The sequence below is a fragment of the uncultured Anaerovibrio sp. genome (assembly GCA_902786545.1).
GTDB lineage: Bacteria > Bacillota > Negativicutes > Selenomonadales > Selenomonadaceae > Anaerovibrio.
Map to the genome: position 1 here is coordinate 12,492 of CADACU010000052.1, position 20,606 is coordinate 33,097.

At 47.0% G+C, this 20,606-nt stretch carries 8 protein-coding genes, 2 tRNA genes and 1 pseudogene; 8 read left to right on the forward strand and 3 right to left on the reverse strand.

From position 1 onward, the window contains the following. The first annotated feature begins 3 nt into the window (after nt 1-3). The 5 genes from QZV24_RS09140 (at nt 4) to QZV24_RS09160 (ending at nt 16,244) form a co-directional block, all read left to right on the forward strand. A complete protein-coding gene (locus QZV24_RS09140; RefSeq protein WP_294523130.1) occupies nt 4-10,221 on the forward strand; it encodes a hypothetical protein in 10,218 nt (3,405 codons plus the stop codon). A 4-nt stretch (nt 10,222-10,225) separates the two neighbouring features. Next, nucleotides 10,226-10,810 (forward strand): hypothetical protein, encoded by a 585-nt coding sequence (locus QZV24_RS09145; RefSeq protein WP_294523132.1) that lies wholly within the window; start codon nt 10,226-10,228, stop codon nt 10,808-10,810. Next, complete coding sequence (locus QZV24_RS09150; RefSeq protein WP_294523134.1) at nt 10,779-14,897, forward strand: hypothetical protein; 4,119 nt, start codon at nt 10,779-10,781, stop codon at nt 14,895-14,897. Before QZV24_RS09145 ends, QZV24_RS09150 begins: the two co-directional genes overlap by 32 nt. A gap of 23 nt (nt 14,898-14,920) precedes the next feature. Continuing rightward, on the forward strand, nt 14,921-15,355 hold the full coding sequence (locus QZV24_RS09155; RefSeq protein WP_294523136.1) for a hypothetical protein: 435 nt from the start codon (nt 14,921-14,923) through the stop codon (nt 15,353-15,355). 328 nt (nt 15,356-15,683) lie between these two features. Beyond that, nucleotides 15,684-16,244, forward strand: coding sequence for a DUF805 domain-containing protein (locus QZV24_RS09160; protein ID WP_294523137.1), 561 nt, complete (start codon nt 15,684-15,686; stop codon nt 16,242-16,244). A gap of 166 nt (nt 16,245-16,410) precedes the next feature. Here QZV24_RS09160 and QZV24_RS09165 read toward each other — a convergent pair whose 3' ends face one another. Then, entirely contained in the window at nt 16,411-16,839 is a 429-nt protein-coding gene (locus QZV24_RS09165) for a helix-turn-helix transcriptional regulator (RefSeq protein WP_290654834.1), read from the reverse strand. Between the two features lie 135 nt (nt 16,840-16,974). On the opposite strand from QZV24_RS09165, the gene QZV24_RS09170 reads away from it, so the two are divergent. Both QZV24_RS09170 and QZV24_RS09175 read left to right on the forward strand, forming a co-directional pair. Next, nucleotides 16,975-18,414, forward strand: coding sequence for a serine/threonine-protein kinase (locus QZV24_RS09170; RefSeq protein WP_294523140.1), 1,440 nt, complete (start codon nt 16,975-16,977; stop codon nt 18,412-18,414). A gap of 380 nt (nt 18,415-18,794) precedes the next feature. Then, nucleotides 18,795-18,932 (forward strand): annotated as a pseudogene (locus QZV24_RS09175) (flagellin); the annotation flags it as partial. A 54-nt stretch (nt 18,933-18,986) separates the two neighbouring features. Here the strand turns inward: QZV24_RS09175 and QZV24_RS09180 are convergent. Next, nucleotides 18,987-19,075 (reverse strand) — tRNA-Ser (locus tag QZV24_RS09180). 8 nt (nt 19,076-19,083) lie between these two features. After that, a tRNA-Ser gene (locus tag QZV24_RS09185) sits at nt 19,084-19,172 on the reverse strand. Between the two features lie 226 nt (nt 19,173-19,398). Between QZV24_RS09185 and QZV24_RS09190 the strand changes: the two genes are divergently transcribed. Further along, on the forward strand, nt 19,399-20,606 hold a 1,208-nt coding region (locus QZV24_RS09190), incomplete at its 3' end, for a transglycosylase domain-containing protein (protein ID WP_294523142.1).

The window sequence follows — 20,606 nt, forward strand, 5'->3', positions numbered from 1 at the left end:
GGAGTGAGCGATAATCCTACCATCGATGTTACGGCAGATACCAGAAGTAAGATCAACACTGTAGGGGCCGTAGCCAATATTGATATAAGTACAGCAGTGAAGGGAACGGCCGGTGTGGCCATTAACCGCACAAAGCAAAATACCACTGCGGAGATGGCCAGCGATAACACAGACACTACGGTCAATGCTGGTCTTACCCAGGTACGGGCCACCGGCGACGCCGATATTCATTCCGTAGGTGTAGGGGGAACAGTAGGCGTAGGCGGCTATGTGGCCTTCGCCGGTTCCGGCAGCTACAACTATATCAATAACGATGTTAACGCCATTATAAAGAAACAGAACCTCACCTCCAACAGCAGCGTGGGCGTAGTGGCTCAGAGCGACGACCGCCTCTACAACTTTGCCGGGGGCTTTGCCATTGGGGCCAATACCAAGGTCGGACTTGGAGCATCTGTTTCCATAAACAAAATAGAAGGCAGCACCAATGCACTGGTACAGGGCGGCTCGTTGAAGGCCGCTGATACCGGGTCTATTAAGGTCACCCGTCCGCAGGATGATAATCTCTTTACTACGGAAAAATTGGAGCTTACAACGGACAGACAGCGCCTCAGTGAAAATCGCCAGGAGAGTGAGAAGACCGGCATTGTAGTGGACAGCTCGGCCACCCATACCCTTATTTCTCAGCTGTCTTCCGGTGGGGTAGCAGCTTCCGGCAGTGTAGGTGTGGATCTGGCCGGTACAGTGAATCTCAATACTGTCTCAGGGAGCACTACGGCTAAAATCAATGATGCCAATATCAATTCTGCTGGCAACTATTCTGATGTGAATGTGAATGCAGTAGATTATACCAATTTTGGCGCATTTACTGGCACACCAGCTGTGGGTGCCGCAGGCTCTGTTGGTGTTTCAGTGGGCGTTTCGGCCAACTGGGAGACTATGGAACGGACGACGGCAGCGGAGATTGCTTCCTCTTCAGCGAAGAAGAGCATATATGCCAATAATCTGATTATTGATGCAATAAACAAGCACGGTTCATCCAATCTGGCCTTTGCTGTGGCTGTAGGGGTCGGCGGTACGGCAGGCATTGCCTCTGGTGATAGTATTGTGCGGCATAATAACAGTAGCACCACCAGTGCACTGCTGAAAAATACTAATGCAGTCTTTGCTGGCAAAGCAGAGATACAGGCCGAGCATCTGGGTAACAGCCGTACACTGAATATCGGTGGCAGTCTTTCCGGTGGCTATGGCACCGTGGCGGCAGGGGCCGGTGTGTCCGTTATGGATGATACATCCACCGTCAAGAGTGAAGTGAATAATAGTGACCTAAAGGCGAATAGCAGCGGTGATGGCAAAAATATCTCCGTTTTGGCTAAGAATGAGAATAACTGGAAAAACACTTTGGTTACTGCCAGTGCAGCAGTTGGACTTGGGGCCGGATTGGCTGCCAATGTGGGAATAAATAACACCACCAGTGAAACCTCAGCTACGGTGTTTGAGAGTAATCTTGAGGCGGCAGATGTAACGGTAAAAGCTACGGACAAGCTGGTGGCAGACTCCACAGGTGGTGTGGGGGCAGCCGGTATTGGTGGTGTTGGTGTTTCTGTTGCCCTGAACAACATTAACAGCAGTGTAAGTGCAAATGTGTCAGGTGGTGAAAATGGAGCATCAATCCAAGCTTCGCAGGACATCAATGTGATAGCGGAAGAAGAGCGCAAATTTGACAGCAGCGTGACAGGTGTGGCTGTAGGTGGCATCGGTGTTGGGGTCAATGTGGCGGTTACCTCCATCAATAAAGGTATCACGGATGCCCAGCTTAGTGATGCCAAAGATGAAAATGAAAAGACCACGGATGTTAACAATATCACCCAAAATGAGATAAATGTTCATTTGAATGGTGCCCAGGGTGTGAACAGTGCCAAAGGTGCCCTTGGAGTAAATGGTGCTAAATTCTATGGATTGAATGCTGGAGACAAAGCTGACCTGGAAACAGCGAGAAAAACGACAATTAGCCTTTCTTCCCCTACCTATTCGGATAAAACGCCTGATACCAAAAAACAGGGTATTCATACCGCTATCAATGGCAGAGCTTCTTTGACGGCAGCCGAAGGGGTTAATGTGACGGCGAAGGAGACTAGTGACATTTCCACTAAAAATGTGTCGGTTAATGTGGGAGGGATGTCTGTTGGCGTAACGGATGCCATAATTCATACTAACCATGACACGGATGTGACTATAGATCATGCATCTATTGCAGGAAAGCATGTAGCTATCGAAGCAGTGCAGGGACAGCAGGATAAAGGCTCCGATATCACGGTGACAGCGGTCTCCGTAGGTGCCGGCCTTGGCGTAGGCGTAGGGTATGCCGGCATCGTCAACAAGGGCAGTACGGATGTTAATATTGCGGATAGCACCATTGGTCTGATAAAGGGTGATGCTGACACCGCTAATACGGTTAATACAGAAGATATCAACATTAAGGCCCAGGATAAGAGCAAGAGTAAGACTCAAATCACCAATGTGGGGGTTGCGGCCCTGAATGTCACCACTACCTTTGCCAGTGTGGAAAATGAAGACAATGTAGGCGTTACACTGGGAGGAACGAGCAATCTTTCTGCTGCTACTAATATCACTATTGATGCCGAGAAAGCCAATGCATTGGAAGCCCATACCCAGGGGGTAGGCGTAGGCGGCGTGAATGTGGCAGTTAATCATGCAACAATCGAGGATAAAGGAAAAGCTGCGGCAAAGATTACAGGAACGACCGGCAAATACACGGCTGAGGCGTTTCATTTTGGTGCAATAAATGATACTACAGCAAAACTTAGTGCCGGTAACACAGCTGTCTCGGTTCTCGGCGTAAGCCGGATGCGGGGCAAGGGCGTCATGAATATGGGCGCAGAGGTTGAGGTGGCTGGAGGAACCTTCAATGCCAAACTGGCAGATTTTTCTGCCCAGTTGGGCAATGCCAATGGCCGTACACTGGAAGGTAATGTAAAGGGACATAATGTCTCCGCTGTTGCCGTAGCTCCGGATGCGGTAATTTTAAATACAGATGCTACCTCTAAGGTCATCGTGAACAATAGCACCTTTGCCGAGGATACTGACCTCTATTTGACCAATGTGTCCAATGTGGACCGCAAAGCCTATATTTACGGTGTAACAGCTGGTGCTGTGGCAGTGGGCAATACCAGTGCCGACATCAGCGGTAAGGAGACCTTGGAAACCAGCCTTATGGGTAAAACCGGGACCACGAAGGTGAGCAACCTGTTTGTGCTGACCAATGGCCAGAATATTGGCAAGGCCTTTGCCGACGCCGGTGGCGGCGGTCTGGTGGGCTATGTGGGTGCCCATGTGGATAATAAATCCATTAACAAGGTCAGCAGCACCCTGGGTGGCAAATGGGATGTTGCCGGGGAGGTTTGGCTCGTGGCCAACCAGAAGGATGAAACCCGTCTCACGGCTTCCGAGGGTCATGGCGGGGTAGCCGGCGTAGGTGGTACCAGCGTTGATAATACCATCACCACCACCACCCAGGCTACCATAGCCGACGACACGGAAATTACCAGCGACCGCATCCATGTGGGGACCGATAATACAGTTACCACCGGGGCCTATGACGACACCGACTCCAAGGGCAACAAGGATGTACAGACATATACTTTGAAGGACCATTTCGGCGGTGTCATTTCCGGCAACCGTCTGCGGAGCCTGCTTAATCTCACGGAAACTGGTGCCATCAACATTGGCAAAAATGCCAAGATTACCACCAACAATCTGCAAGAGTATATTGCCTCATCCCAGAACAATCTGACGAATTTAGTACAGGCCAAGGGTGGCGGTGCCATTGTGGTAACTGACGCTGTCAGTGAATTCGATTTGGATATCGATAATAAAGTGAATGTGGAAAGTGGGGCCTTTTTAAGCAATGAAAAGGCCGCTTCCACCGAGGATATTATTCTGTCCGCCTATGACGACCAAACCCTGAAATCCCATGTGGATGGCACGGTTTATGCCGGTGTGGTCAGCCCGATTGTGGCTAAGAATAACATCGACATGAACCGCAAGAGTGAAGTGAATGTAGCGGGGACCATTGAGAGCGGCTCCAATGCAGGCCTGTATGCGGGTGCCAATAAAGACGGCGTTCTCGCCAATCTGAACGCGGACCTTAAGTCCGGCGCCTACAACTATTCCGTTATTCCAATTACTATTCCTCGGGTGAACTATACCATTACTGCCGACAAGGGAATGGTGAATGTCAGCGGTGATGTTCATTCTACCCGGGACATCAATGCCATTGCCAGTGGCGGCAAGGAAGAAATCGTCAAGGATGAAAGCCTGTGGAGCTGGGCCAAGGGTGGCTCCAGCACGGACAAGAAGTTCCTGACCTCTGATGCCACTACTGGTTCTGAGAGCGATATTGAGATGCGAAAGAGCACGGTCAATGTAACCGGAGCCCTTATTGCCGGCACCTCTGCGCCTATCAATGTTACTATCAGTGGTTCAGTGGCTGGCGGATTGGAATATACGGCGGATCCTAATATTCCTAATCAGCGGGTACTTTCGGGGATTACCCAGGGCACCTTCGATTATGCTAATACCTTGGGCGCACGTCTGAAAGAACTGAACACATTGATTGCCGCCTACGATGGTTCTGGCAATAATGCTTCGAAGATGGCGGCTTATATTGCGGAACGGACCAGAATCCAGGGCGAAATGAAGCGACTGGGACTGGTGGAGAAGGATGAACATGGCAATATTGTACAATACCTCAGCTCCGGCCGTCCGGTTTACTATGTGGAGATTCCGGATATTGCCACCAGCGGCGGCAATATCAATGTGACAGCCTGTGATTTAACTGGTAACGGCAAGCTCCATGCCAACTCCGCTCCATCTATTACCATTGAAAACAAATCAGACGCTTATCTGAAGCTGAACAATATCCTTATGGGTGAGCAAGGCGGCAAGATTGTCTACAGCGGCTATGGTGCCCATCTGCAGGGGACAGTCATTCCTTCTAATACGGATAAAGGTAACGAGAAAATCAATCAAATGAACCGCAATGAGGATGGCACGAAGAAGGCCGAATTCCGCGAAATCTACGGCGTATCGGACGGCCAGGCGGCTGGTCTGTCGGTGCAAAACACCAAAACCTTCAGCGGTGATAAGACCAGTACCCTTACCTTGACAAAGGAGCTGGAGCAGGAAATTGACAGCAGCGATATGAATGCTGATGAGAAAGCACAAACCAAGCAGGCTATACGGGAAGGTAAGATGAAATATACAGCCATCACCGATGTGGAGGTAAACGGCAAAATCAGCAATTTCTATGGCAATGTGACTATCAACAACCTCAGTGGGGATATCCGTATCAGTGGCGGTACCAAGGAGCGTCCTACAGGCGTGGAGGGCAATACGGTTACCCTTACGGCGGCCAATGGCACCATTGCCCAGGATTACAAGGAAGGTATTGTCAACATCAATGGCGATCCGGAGAAGTATTTGTCGGGTCAGGCTGATACAATGAAAAATAATATTGGCATGAGTACAGTGAGCAATGATGCCAAGAGTAAAACCGAAGACTACACCCGTTCGGATAGCTCCAGTACGGCAACAGGCTATATCGCTGGTCGGGATGTTTATGTATCCGCCTCCAACATCAATGTGAATGGTCTCATCCAAAGTGGCTACAAGAAATACGAAGCCACGGTGACGGATGCTCAGCTTGATACGGCGAAGACCAGACCGGTCAACCGGTCCGCCGTTATCCAGAACCGTACCATGTATAAGGTGAATGATGGCGGTGCGAAGTGGAATGAAACGGACAAGGTCTTTGACTATGTACCACAGGTATATTGGGATCCTTCCACCAATAAGCTGGTAGTTGAGGATATCGACACGGCAGGTGGCAAGGTCTATCTTACGGGTATGATTGCCAGCACCGGCGATGGTCGCATAATGGCAGCGGATGGTGCGGCAGATATATCCGTAATCAATCAGACCAGTCTGGATATGAATGTGGGCCAAGTCCTGAACAATCAGCGGCAGGGTGTTATTACCATCGCCGACACCGCCAAGGATACCTGGACCGAGTATAAAAAGGGGACAACCCGCACAATACAACCTGGTTATGATGCGAACAACCCAACTAAAGGCTATGCCGCATATATGAAGGAGCATGCTGCTGCTGGTGATCCTTATGCAGGGGCTACGATAATCGACAATAACGGATTGTCTGTGGACCATGATTTAGAGTACGCTGTAAAAGGCAATCAGACCTATACTTGGATCAATGGAAAGACACTTGAGACCACTAGAACCTATCAGCACTATGAACGTCGCGGCTTCTGGGGCTTAGTACAGACAGCGAATGAAGAAGAGCTGAAAGGATGGGCACAATCTTCTAAGCCAATTGACTCCAATACTGCAAAGGAATTAGGCCTACCGGAAGGTGCTGTTATTATGCAGAACAGCAACAATGTTCCGGACAGTGGTAAGCTTCATCTTGATGGTCAAACCCAGAAAACGGAACAAGATAGAATTTTTGACCGTCAGCATTGGGTTACCCGGTCCGGATTCCTGGGCTGGTTCAAGCATATTTACGATCGTTGGAAGGTGGGTACCTCCACTATCCAGCTTTATAACTATTCTATCAACGCCTCCCAGCCGATTAAGATCGGCCTGATTGGGGCGGAGAAGGGCAGTATCAACCTTTCCAGCACCAATGCCAACGGTGGCAGTATCAATCTGACGGGTAATGTGGCCAACTCCCATAATTTGGCTGAGTTGAATGTAAGCTCCAAAGCGGGGGGCATATTCCAGAATGGTGGCACTACCCTGAAGAGTGAGATTGTAAATCTGACGGCGAAGGAGGATATTAAGAATATTCATATCGCTTCCATTGGCACCAAGGATGGCAGCAATGTGACGGACAATATTAAACTCAGTGCCATTTCCAATGGCAAGGGGGATATTGACATCACTGCTGCGGGCGGATTGCTAAATAATCAGTCCCTGCCGGGGAATGTGGAAATCGTGGCTTTGAAGAGTCAGGATGGAAACAATGCCTTCAAGAGCGACGCAGCCCTTGGTGATGTGACCTTGAGTGCAGCGGGGAATATCACCCAGTCGGGCACTGGTATCACTGTAGAAGGCCGGGGTATCAATCTCACCAGCAATAACGGTGGCATTGGCACAGCTAATCAGGCCATCAATTTCGCCGCTTCTGATTTGACCTATTCCACGGATCGTACCGGTGCTCAGGTCAACGCCAGTGCCCAGGACAGCATCTATCTGACTGAAACCGACAATGGCGGCGATATGCATGTGGGCAAAATTGAATCCAGAAAAGGTGACGTGACGCTGACCGTTAAAAAAGGCGGCTTTGTTGACGCGCTTCCGGGCGATGATAAAACCGGCTCTATGGCCAGCGTGGACGATATGGTGCATCGCTGGATTGATGCTGGCCTGATTGATGGCGAAAAGGATGGAAACGGACAATACACCTACAAGGGGGCCTATATCGAAGGGCTGGAGAAGAATCGGGACGACTATAAGGCAAATGTGGAAGCAGCTTATGATGTTGCAAATGGTGGTAAGACCAAGGAACAATGGCAAGCTGAATATACTGGCCAGAAACCGGCAGTGGAAGAAATCTATGTTTCGGCCGAATATAAAACTTATCTTGCCAACAAGGCAAAGTACGACGCACTCTCCCAGGAGGACCGCCGAAATCTGGCGGACAAGGGGGACAGTGCTTATTTGGCATACGCAAAAAGTGCCGAGCAGTATGCTCAGTATAGCACTTATGCGACGGCCGAGGCATATCTGAAGGATACGGCTGCGTATAAATACGCTCAGCACCTAGATGCAAATGATTATCTGGCGAATGATGCCACCTATAAGGATTTGGTAGCAAAGGCCGCTAATCCGACCTTTGAATGGACCAAGGACATGATGCTCTATGCCGTTAGTGACAAGCTGGTGAACCCGGAAGGCGGCGGCAGCAGTCAGACCATTCGAGCAGCCAATGTTCTGGGGAACAATGTTACCCTGTCGGCCACCAAGGGCACGGTAGGCACCTTTGCCGACCAGTCCACCACTATTACTGTGGAGGACTTGACTGGAAATAACAGTATCGCCAATATGAAGAAGCTCATGAATGTGGATGCTTCTGATGTCACTGCTCATCGTGATGCAAATGGTAATTTACTGTCCTTTGAAATAAAGGGAGATATGCCATTAGGCATCAATGCACGTGGTACACTGAATGTACAGGCCGGGGGTAATGTATCTGTAGCAGGCCGCACTGATGAGGCCGGGGAGCATTCTGCCATCAATGTGGGCACCGTGGATGCTACCCAAAATAGTGCAAATGGTAATGTGCGCCTGTATTCTGAAAAGGGTATTATCAATGCCTTGGCTGATGCCAACGGCACCAACATCAATGTAAAAGGCAATGACCTTACTGTCACCGGCGGCACGGATGACAGCATTGGAACCTCTGAAAAGCCTTTGACGGTGGCCCTGTCTGGCGATCTGCTATCGGTCCAGGCCAAAAAGAATATATTCATAAAAAACATGAAGAATGAGGATTTCCTTCGTTTGGGAGCCATGTTTGCGGGAGATACTATTTCCCTGAATAGCACAAAGGGCTTCAAGATGAGCGATGCCAACAGCGATATTGCCTTGTCCTACATCAATGCCGGCAAGAAGCTGGAATTCAATACCGACCATAATGCTGGCATAGTGGGCGAGGCTGATAATCTTATTCGTATTTTGAATGACCGGGCACCGGTGAATATCAACGCCAAGGAAGCCTTCCTTCGTGGTATGGGCAGTGTGACTCTGGGCATTCAGGACGGCACCATGGTATTGGGCAATATCACGACAGTGGGTCAGTTTACTGCTGTCAGCGATGGTTCCCTGACTGTGGGCCGTGAAGAGGAGAAGAACAGTGTTGGAACAGTTACCAAGGAGGCAGTGGCTGGAGCCATTGAGGCCGGTGGAGATGTGACTCTTACGGCAGCGGATAATTTGGTATTGGATGGTACTGTAAAGGCAGGAGATCTTACAGGGAACAATAACAAGGTGCTGACGCTGACGGCTGCTGATGAGACCATCACCCAGACCAGCAAGGGGGCCATCACCGCCAATGAGGTCAAGACCTTCAATAGCAAGTCCCTGCTGTTGGAAAATACTGCAAACGCATTTAACAGCATTACAGTGGATGGCATACCTACCACGGCAACTGAAAAGCCGGCCATTGACGGACCAGTCCGCATCAATGACAATGCTGATGCGTTAACGGTTGCTGTGAACCGGAAGGTGGCCGGGGATATCTCTGTCAACAATCTTCGGAATGGCGGCAGTCTGGTCAATGCAGGCAACCTTACGGCTACGGGCAGTATTTCCCTGGGGGCACAGGGTACCTTGTCCCAGGCGGCTAATACCAGCTTTAGTGCCGGCAAGGATGTGACTCTGACTTCGACTCAGGCTAATATCAATCAGGCGGCTGACGCAGGCATCCAGTCTGCCAAGGTCACTGCGGTAAGTGCCAGGACCGTTGATTTGCAGGGTACCGGCAATAGGTTTGAGTCTATTTTGGTTAAGGGCTCTCAGCCAAATACGCCGATTTTGGGCGATGCTTTAATAAAAACAAATGCCAATACCTTACAGCTCTCCCTTGAGCCGACCGTCAATGGTAATATTGACATGGAAAATCGACAGAGCAAGGGTGTAATTCGTGTGCTTTCAAATTTGAAGGCAGATGGTGGCCAAGCTGAGAATAAGGGCAATATTACCCTGAAATCTGATGGAAGCATGCAGACGGACCGCCAGCTGACGGCGACCCGGGATATTAAGCTGACCTCCACCAGTGGCGCAATGACCATCGGCGGGGCTGCTTTGGCTAACCACGATATTACGCTGGACTCCAAGGGCAATATGGAAACTGTGGGCAACCTTACGGCAGGTAATGACATGAAGCTGACCTCCAATGCTGGAGCAATGACCATCAAAGGGGCCGCAACGGCCAACCGTGATATGACGATGCAAGCCCAAAATGCGCTGAATACTATTGGCAGCCTTACATCTGGTAATGACATGAAGCTGACCTCCACGGCTGGCACAATGACCATCGGTGGGGATGCTTCCGCTGACCATGATGTATCCCTGACTTCCAAGGGCAATATGCAGACCACCTGGCAAGCTGACGGCGGGTAAAGATGTGACCCTCAATTCTACGGCTGGTGCTATGACCATCAAAGGGGCCGCAACGGCCAACCGTGATATGACGATGCAAGCCCAACATGCGCTGAATACCACTGGCAAGCTTACGGCTGGTAATGACATGAAGCTTACCTCCACTGACGGCACAATGACCATCGGTGGGGATGCTTCCGCTGACCATAATCTTTCCTTGACTTCCAAGGGCAACATGGAGACCACTGGTAACCTTACGGCTGGATATAATGCCGCCCTTACCTCCACTAATGGTTCCATGATCATTAATGGGGATGTAACGGCTGTCAACAGTGAGATTGCGTTGAAGTCCAATGGTGATATGCAGACCTCTGGCAAGCTGACGGCTGGTAGTGATGCGAAGCTCAATTCCACGGCCGGTGCTATGACCATCGGTGGGGCCGTAACGGCTAATCGTAATATAGTAATTGAATCCAAGAATGCGCTGAATACCACGGGCAAGCTGACGGCTGGTACTGACATGGAGCTCACCTCCACGGCCGGTGCCATGGCCATCGGCGGGGATGCTTCCGCTGACCATGATGACCATCGGTGGGGATGCTTCCGCTGACCATGATGTATCCCTGACTTCCAAGGGCAATATGCAGACCACGGGCAAGGTTAAGGCCGGGGATAATGCAACCCTTACCTCCACTGATGGTGCTATGACCATTAATGGGGATGTAACCACTACCAATGGAGATATTGGGTTGACTTCCAAGGGCAACATGCAGACCACCGGTAAGCTGACGGCTGGTAATGATGCGACCCTCAATTCCACGGCCGGTGCTATGACCATCGGCGGGGCCGTAACGGCTAACCGTAATATAGTAATGGAATCCCAGGAGGATATGCAGCTAGAGGGACAGCTCACAGCGGATAATGATGTTAACATCACTTCTGTCGATGGTGCTATGACCATTGATGACGAAATTTCAGCAGAACATGATATCACACTGGAATCCCAGAAAAATATGCAGGTGGTTGCCCCGCTCACAGCCGGTAATGATGTGAGTGTCACTTCTACCGATGGAGCTATGACCATTGATGAGAATGTTACAGCAATCCGGGATATTAAACTGAAATCTCAGAATGATATGCAGGTAGAGGGCCAGCTCACAGCGGGTAAGGATGTGAATGCCACTTCTACAGACGGTGCTATGACTATTGATGATGTTGTTTCATCAAACCAGAATATCACTCTGGAATCCCAGAAGGATATGCAGATAGTTGGCAAGCTTACGGTTGGTGAAAAAGTAAACTTGACCTCTGATGAAGGAGATATGAATATTGTTGGTGATATTACAGCCAACCGGGATATCGCACTGACTTCCTATGAAACAACGCGGACAACCGGTAAGTTGACGGCGGGAGAGAATGTGCATATCACGACCACTATTGGTGATGTGTTTATTGGTGGTGACATAACCACTGGAAAAGAGGAACCAAATGATTTTGATTTAGAAAATCTTATAATTGATCCAGGTGAATATAATTATCTGGACATCACCGCTGGCGGTGCTATTCAGGAAGCGGAAGGGGTTAAAATCGATACGCCACTGGTGGGTATTCACAGTGGAAACGGCGTATCTATGGAAAGTACAAAGAATGAGTTCTCGATATTCCTGGCTGAGGCCTTGGAAGGCAGCACAGGCGGAATTAACGGCAGTGTCAAAGCGACGACCAGTTTGACAGGCGAACAATCCGGCGGCTTTATGGTTGGCGTAGGGGCAGACATTCACGGAGATGCGGCATTTACTAATCTCAATCCGAAGGGTGATTTGGGGATTATGATGCTGAATCCTTCCGATGCCGATGCTGAAATAAAGGTGCTTGGTGGCGACGATGCCGAAGGTAATCTTGCACTCACGGCGAACCGGGATGTCTTGTTGTTGGGCGATGCCAATGCAAAGAATGATATTTCGATTAGCAGTAAAGACGGCTCGTTCTATGGTGTGGGCCGAGGTATACATGCCGGACACAATGTCAATGTATCCATCGGGGATGGAGTATACTATATGGGCGGAGCTATGGAAGCTGGTAATGATATTCTCGTACAGTCGCTAAAGCCTGTTTCCGATAATGCTGGCATCTATATTGGTGCTTTGCCGGATGAATTGTCATATAAAGGCAGCTCAGCTGCCGGTAAACAAACCTTGCTTGCGGCGGGGCGTGAGGCCCGCTTTGAGGTACAGGGAGATGGCAATATCGCACTGGAAGGCAATGTTGTCGCTGACACCGGGGATGTTGTTGCGAATATTTCTGGTGAAGGCAGTGTTGTTATTAGCAAATCTGTCGGGTCAAATAGTGCAAGTGTATCTGTGAAGACAGATAAAGGCCATATCCTCATAGGTGCTGACAACACGCCGAATGAGGACACAATAAAGGCACAGAAGAATGTCAATGTGGAAACCAATCTTGGAAATATCATCATTCAGGGTAGGACCTTGACTGAAACCGGTGACATTACCATGACAGCTGGAAAGGAAACCTATGAGCAGGGAATAGATGTCGGAAACTTCATTATCCGTGATGACGGCGAGATCAACTCCGGCGGAGGTGTAATTCTCAACGGACGCAATGGTGATGTTCATATTACCGATGATATTTTGGCTCAGAAGGGTATTGAAGTTAACATAGCCAAGCAGGGAAGTGTATTCTTTGACCGGGATGTGGCTGTTACCAATGACGTGAATATTACCACGGATGAGGGAAGCATTGCGGTGGGACACACTGTCGATGCAGAGACAGGATCGATTCGCCTGAAGGCCGGAAACGGTGTTATTTTGGTAGGAAAGGATATTACCGCTGGTCAGGATGCCGTTATTTCCACGCAGCAGGGTCATATCGTTGTAGGCGATGTGACTCTGGGGGATGATGGCAATGTACTGGCAAAGACAGGAAATGTATCCATCCAGACGCAAAATGGGGATATCGATATTGTTAAGACAGTGACAGCCCGGGAGGGAAGTATCGATATTGCCACCAAGCAGGGCGAAGTCCTCATCGGCAATAACGGGCCGGAGGAGGAGACAGTAACCGCAAAACAAAATATTAATCTTACGGCCATGGATGGTAGGGTGGTAGTTTATGGTAAGACATCTACCGAGAAAGGTGATATTTCCTTAACGGCATACGGGAAGGAATATGTTTCGGGCGAGGAAAATAGTACCTTTATTATCGATCAGAATGGCGTACTGGAAGGTGGTCGCGCCATTAATCTGACTTTAGGCAATGGCGATTTGCATATTTCTGACCGCATCCAGGCCAAGCAGGACTTGTCGGCTGTGCTGTCCGAAAAGGGCAGTCTCTACTTCGACACTGATGTGGATGTGACAGGCAGTGTGAAGGTACAAACCGATGATGGCGAAATTAATGTGGGACATGATGTTCAGGCTACCAAGGATATTGCCATGATTGCCAATAATGGCAATATCGAGGTGGGAGCCACTGTCGCTTCCAGCACTGGAAATGTGGCACTGGCCGCCACTCAGGGCAGTATTGATATCGGCGCAAGTGTTACTGCGAATAAAGAGGTAGCTATAAGCACCGATGTGGGCAATATTACTGTGGGCGAAGAGGTTCGTGCCGGAGATTCAGTGAATGTACAAATCCGTCAGGGTCAGTTGGACATTTACAAGGCTGTCACCGCCCAGCAAGGCAGTATCGGTGTTCAGGTGGGAACCGGCGATGTCATTATTGGTGACAACGGTCCGGATGTAGAAACTGTAACGGCTAAGAAAAATATCAACATAGGTGTGGATGTGGGCCAGATTAAGATTTATGGCAAGACCTCCACCCAGTTGGGCGATATCTCCATGGTGGCCGGGGCAGAAGAATATACGCCAGGAGCCCAAAATTTCATTATCGAACAAAATGGCTTGTTGGAATCCGGCCGGGATATCAGTCTTACTGGTCGTAACGGTGATTTGCATGTGACGGATGCTATTCAGGCTAAGCGGAATCTGGCGGCTAAGCTCCGCAGTGATGGTGGCTTATATTTCGAAAAGACAGCAACTTTACCAGGTAATATCGAACTTGCGGGTAATTTTATCTACGCTGAAGGTATTACCGCAGCTAACAATGGCTCAGTTTTCCAATTTTCGGTAATGGGTCCGGATAATCAGAAGCTCATTAAGGAATACTTATATGTTGGCAATCTTCGGTCGCCAGGCGGTACACTCATGCCAAGCCTTTGGACTAAAGATGGCTATGTCCATGTGGATGAAGGGAATCTTGCTGTGAGCGATATGTTCTCGACAAACAAGATTCACGTTGATAATGAGTATACGGATATGGCCATTTACGGCCGTATTCCAACCAGAGATGGGGAGCAGCTGGTTTATTGGAACAATTTGGATATGGCAAACAGTAAAGCGCGGTCAATGCAGCTCTATACTGATGGAAAGGTCAGAACCCATGGTACAATTCTGATTGATGCCTACAGAAATTATGATAAACTGTATGGTGACAATCTTAGCGTAGTTGATATGATGCGCCACCGGGTAACCAATCCACATGGTCAATATATCTTTGACAGTAAAATGTTGACTGAGCCGGGCAGGCTGGTAAGGGAGCCGATGTTATACGGTGTGGATTCAACGGATGTAATCATTCAACAGCAAAACGCATCTGATGGCGACATCGTTGTAGAATAAAATTTTAGGAGGAATATGAACAAATGAACAAAAACGCTGAAGCATTCAAGGATTTCCTGAAGGAGAAGAACATCGATGTTTTTGAAATGGAGGAATTAGAGGGGGACCAACAACAGACTGTGGTGTTCCGTTCCCGAATTACAACAGAGGGGCAACAGCTCCCAACGGTTGTGATCTTGGATGAATCTATTTTTGCATTGGTGCGGGTACAGATTTCTCCTAAAGCGTTGACAGAGGCCAACCAGTTGGCATTGCTGAAAATGGTAAACGAAGAATCAGCATCGTACAAGCCATTTAAGTTTTATTTAACCAAAGATGGTGATTTGATGATGGATGTGTGTATTGTCCTGGAGGAAGAACTGAAGGGCGATACTATCTATACCATGTTCTCCTTCATCATTAACTATCTGGAGGAAAACTATCGCAGGTTTATGCAATGTATTTGGCAGGGTAATTGATAAGGTGAAGGCTTGTTAAGGTGGAGTTTTATACTCCACCTTAATTGGTCTTTTTTATTTTGCGGACTGTCCTAAGTTAATTTTGATATCTAGTGACATTTGCAAAACAACATACGCAACAAAAAAGATTTATAACGAGCTTTAAGATGTCCCCCACCTCTTTAGGTGGGGGAAAACAAACTACAACAGCTGGCGAGCATATCTCCCAGCTCGTTGCGACGCGAAGCAAAAATTTGAACAATGGCGTTATAATTCTTGACCTGAATGGTTGGGATGTGCTAGATTTGGTAATGGAAAAATGACACCATATGGTTAAGGAGAGGATTTTGTGGCAAAATATTGTGAGCAGTGTGGAGAAAGACTGGAGGATGATGCAGTTTTTTGTACAGGATGCGGTCAAAGAGTGGCAATCAATATGCCTATACAAGCACCAACATATACATATTACAACCAGCCGGTTGGCGCCGATTATGCCAGCCAGGATGAATCATTGGGCTGGTTTAATTACCGTGGGCGATTGAACCGCCAGAGATATATTTTTAGGTCCTTAATACTGAGTATTTTTTTGATAGTAATGAGTATTATGTTGGTAGGCGGGATAGCCTTTTTAATAAGCGCAGCGGAGCAGAATAGAGGCTCTGGCGGTGCTGGCATGGGATTGATAATTATACTGCTGGTTGTGGCAGGGATTATCGAATTGATGCTCATCGTCGAAAGCTACTTTTTACTTATAAAACGAGGACACGATATAAATCTGTCAGGTTGGGTTTCAGTGCTTATTCAGTTTGCATCAGGGGGATTTTTCTCAATAGTTTTGTACTTCATTAAAGGAAATATGGGACCTAATCAATATGGTGAAGATCCGTTGAATTATCCAGGGTCTTTATGAGATATTTAATATCAAAATGCTGACATAATAAATACCCCCATAAGTCGGAGCAGAAATCTGACTTATGGGGGTATTATTGTTGATTTTATGTCAAGGATAGTGCAACTGCTCCAATTAGAAAAAGGATGTATTCAGACATCCTTTTATGTTTTGGGGTTGATAAATATCAGTTGCGCTCAGCTATCAGAAGCTCAAGCTTCAACTCATATAACATGGCATTGATTTCAAGTAAGGATTTATTCTTTTTTAAGCCGTGTAAAATTACGGCATCCCGCTCGTTCTTTACATCCAATGTATAAAATTGGGCTAATCTCAGTAATAATTGCAGTTCGTCCAGACATACATTCATGGCTAGACATATACAGATCAGAACATCCCGACTGGGATTTCGCTCACCGCGGAAAATTTTATAGATATAGTCACCTAAATTTGCTGTGCGGGCAATTTCAGCCATAGAAATACCATATTTATCTGCCAGTGTATTTAAATATTCTGCTGGAGTAATGTTAATAAAATCTTCTTGATGTTCCTCTAAAAAAGCCTTCAAATCTTCCTTATCAATAAGCTCAGACAGTAAAGCACTTGTATTCGCCATATAAATAATTCACTCCCGAAACGTGTTCTCCTACATATAATTTTGCCACAGACTGGCCAATAAGTCTTGGACTAACTGTCCAATTTTATATAATTGAAGTTAATTTCTTGAAAGGATAAAATAGTATTGAGGGGCATGCCTGATAGAAAGCGAGATGAAATAATGTCGGCCATTGATTTTATAGATGAGAGCTTTGTTATGGAAAAGGAGCTGTCACGAAATGAACATGGTTTAGTTATGCTGGTAAAAAGAATAGCTGATGACAAATTCTTTATCCGCAGGGAATATCGCGAAGATAAAAGAGATTTGTTTTATAGATTACAGGAATTGGATATACAGGGAATTCCCCATATTTTGTATGTCCTTTTTGCAGGTAGAACCATTGTTATTGAAGAGTATATTGAAGGAATTTCCTTGGAAAAAATAGCTAAGGGGAAGGCTTCTTTTCCTAATTTTACCATAACGGGACTATTAAAGCAGTTATTGCCGATAATAAAGCAATTTCATGGAGCGAGTATCATTCATCGGGATATTAAGCCGGAGCATATTATATTGGGGAAAGATTTCCAGCCATATTTGATAGACTTTGGCATTGCCCGCATAAACAGGAAAAATAATCAGCATGACACGGAAGTACAAGGAACTCGTCGTTTCGCACCGCCAGAACAGTTTGGCTATCAAAGTACTGATGAGCGGTCAGATATTTATTCCCTGGGGCAAACTCTGGCCACACTTTTATCAAGTATTCCTATGTCAGCTCATGAAAAAAAGATTATCGAAAAGGCAATGTCCTTTGATCCGGCAGACCGATACCAAAATGCTGAGGCAATGCTAAACGCTTTGCTAAAAACTCCGAAAAGGGCGAATTTTGTAGGGATAGTAGTATTTATCCTGTTGATGGTTGCCGTAGGCGGTTTATGGTATCAGTACGCAGGGGAGCAGGGGGATAAGGTCAAGACAAATAATGCTGAAATAAGTACTGGTGGGGAATCCACAGGCGCTTTGGCTGAAAACTCGGATAATAAGGTTAATTCAGCTGGACAGAATGAGGTTAATGTGCCGTTGGATAAAGAAGGAGTGGCAAAGTCTGGGCTGAGTCAGACTATGGATAGCAGGCCTCTTCATGTTGCTGAGGGAACTACCAGGCAGAAAACAGTAAACATTAATGATGCCAATGTAACCGTTATTGCCACCAATACCGGCAATCAATTCAATGTGCAACTGTCAGATAACAAGGGACACGCATCGATCTATTCCTTTTCCTATCAGCCACCGGCTATTCATAACTATGATAATCCTAATTCCATGGAAGGGGATATTGTTTTTATGGATATTAATGGAGATGGCAATTTGGATATTATACCTATTCTGACCAGTGTCCTTGTTAAAGGTGGAAACGACTTGGTGGACAATACCAACGCCTGGGCAATTGTCTATAACCCTGTCAGTGGGTTTCAAAGGTGCAGTGGTATGGCAGATAGCCAGTATTTAAAGGTAGAGAACGGTTACCTTTTAGATGAAGCCATGACGGTATATACTGTAAAAAATAATACATTCATAGCAAAATGTTTCTAAATTTTGAGGTGATTTTAGAGCTGCGTATGCAGCTCTTTTATAACGCCATTGTTCAAATTTTTCTTCTTTAGAAGAAAAATCTTCCAATTAGCGTTTCCCTAAAGGACTAGCTTCGCGTCGCAACGAGCTGGGAGAGCTGGGAGATATGCTCGCTAGCTGTTGTAGTTTGTTTTCCCCACCTAAAGAGGTGGGGGACATCTTAAAGCTCGTTATATTTTGGAATATTGGACTCAGAGTACAATACTTTTAAAAAAATATTTGCTAAAGTAGTCTTGATACAATCGATGTTTAGTGCTTAGGGGGAGTAGTTATGGCTTTGGTAGTTGCCTCTAATGTGGCTGCTTTAAATACTTATAATACACTGAAAAAAATGATAAAAAGAAAGCGTTATTATGGACGCAGATATGGCAAAGGAAATGACAGATTATTCAAAGAACAATGTTTTGCTGCAAGCGGCCCAGTCTATGCTCGCTCAGGCCAATCAGAACAGTTCGATGGTGTTGAGTTTACTGCAATAAAGTATAAAAAATAGGACATCGGTTCAATACCGATATCCTATCAAAATATTCAAATGGCGGAGTGGGAGGGATTCGAACCCTCGCAGCCTTGCGACTCTAACGATTTAGCAAACCGTCCTCTTCAGCCTCTTGAGTACCACTCCAGTACATATGGCGGAGAGGGTGGGATTCGAACCCACGGTGCCGTTAAGCATCACTGGTTTTCAAGACCAGCTCCTTAAACCACTCGGACACCTCTCCATAGCACCAAACATTATAACAAAATCAAATGTTTTATGTCAAGGATTCCTCAATATACAAGGCAAAACAGGTTAATTAACTAACAGTATAGTACAACCATTTGTGGATAATCTGTAGAATTACCTAATTTCATAAAAGAATTGATGACAGCGTCCACAAAAACAAGTAAAATTTATGTCGGGGATATGATGTGGATTATTGATTATATAGATGTATTGGATGATATATTGTGAGATTATTTATATGTTTGGTATTGATGTTTAGTGTTGTGATTATTGGTGGGAGCTGCGGGTATCTTTTGGCTGCCCAAAATATACAAACCGATTTGCCCGACATTCAGCCAGCCTATACTACCCATATTTATGATATAAAAGGCAATGAAATAGCAACTGTTCACACTGAGGAGGATAGAGAGCCGGCAAAAATTGATAAAATACCGACCAATTTAAAGAATGCCTTCCTGGCGGTAGAGGATGTGCGATTCTATCAGCATATCGGAATTGATTTCCGCGGTGTTATGCGGGCCTTATGGGAAAATATTAGGCACAGATCAGTGACCGAGGGTGGGTCGACCATAACCCAACAACTGGCCAGAAATGCTTATTTATCCCAGGAGCAAAGCTATCAACGCAAAATTCAAGAAATGTTCTTGGCATTGAAAATCGAACACCGTCATACAAAAGATGAAATTCTGGAGCTGTATTTGAATCAAATATATTTTGGCCAGGGGGCCTATGGCGTGCAGGCAGCGGCCAAGACCTATTTCGGTAAGAATGTGGAGGATTTGGACCTTAACGAATGCGCCATGCTGGCCGGCATTCCCAAGAGCCCCAATTATTATTCTCCCTTGAATAATCTGAAGGCGGCACAGGAAAGAAAGTCAACTGTATTGAAGCAGATGGTCAAGTATGGCTATATAAGTGCTTCAATGGCCCATGCAACCGCTAAGGAAGAACTTCATCTGGCAAAGCCAGTATCAAAGGTGGGCAAGGCAAATTATTTTGTGGATTATGTAATTCAGACCATGATTGATAAATATGGTGCTGATGCAGTCTATAAAGGTGGCCTGCAAATCTATACCACCCTGGATATGGAAATGCAGCAGAAAGCGGAAGAAGCCTTGAAAAATCTGCCGGAAATGCAGGCAGTCAATGGAGTCCAGCAACCCCAGGGGGCTTTGGTGGCAATAGACCCTGCTACCGGTTATATCAAGGCCATGGTAGGGGGCCGGGGGACAGATATGTTTAATAGGGCCGCTCTGGCGGAACGCCAGCCAGGCTCAGCCTTTAAGCCGTTTGTATTTGCGGTGGCATTGGAGTCCGGCTATACTCCTGATACAATTGTGGCTGATACGCCATTTACCAAGTATGGCTGGAACCCACAAAATTATGACCGTAGTTTTTATGGAAGTGTCCCACTAAGTTCTGTTTGTGC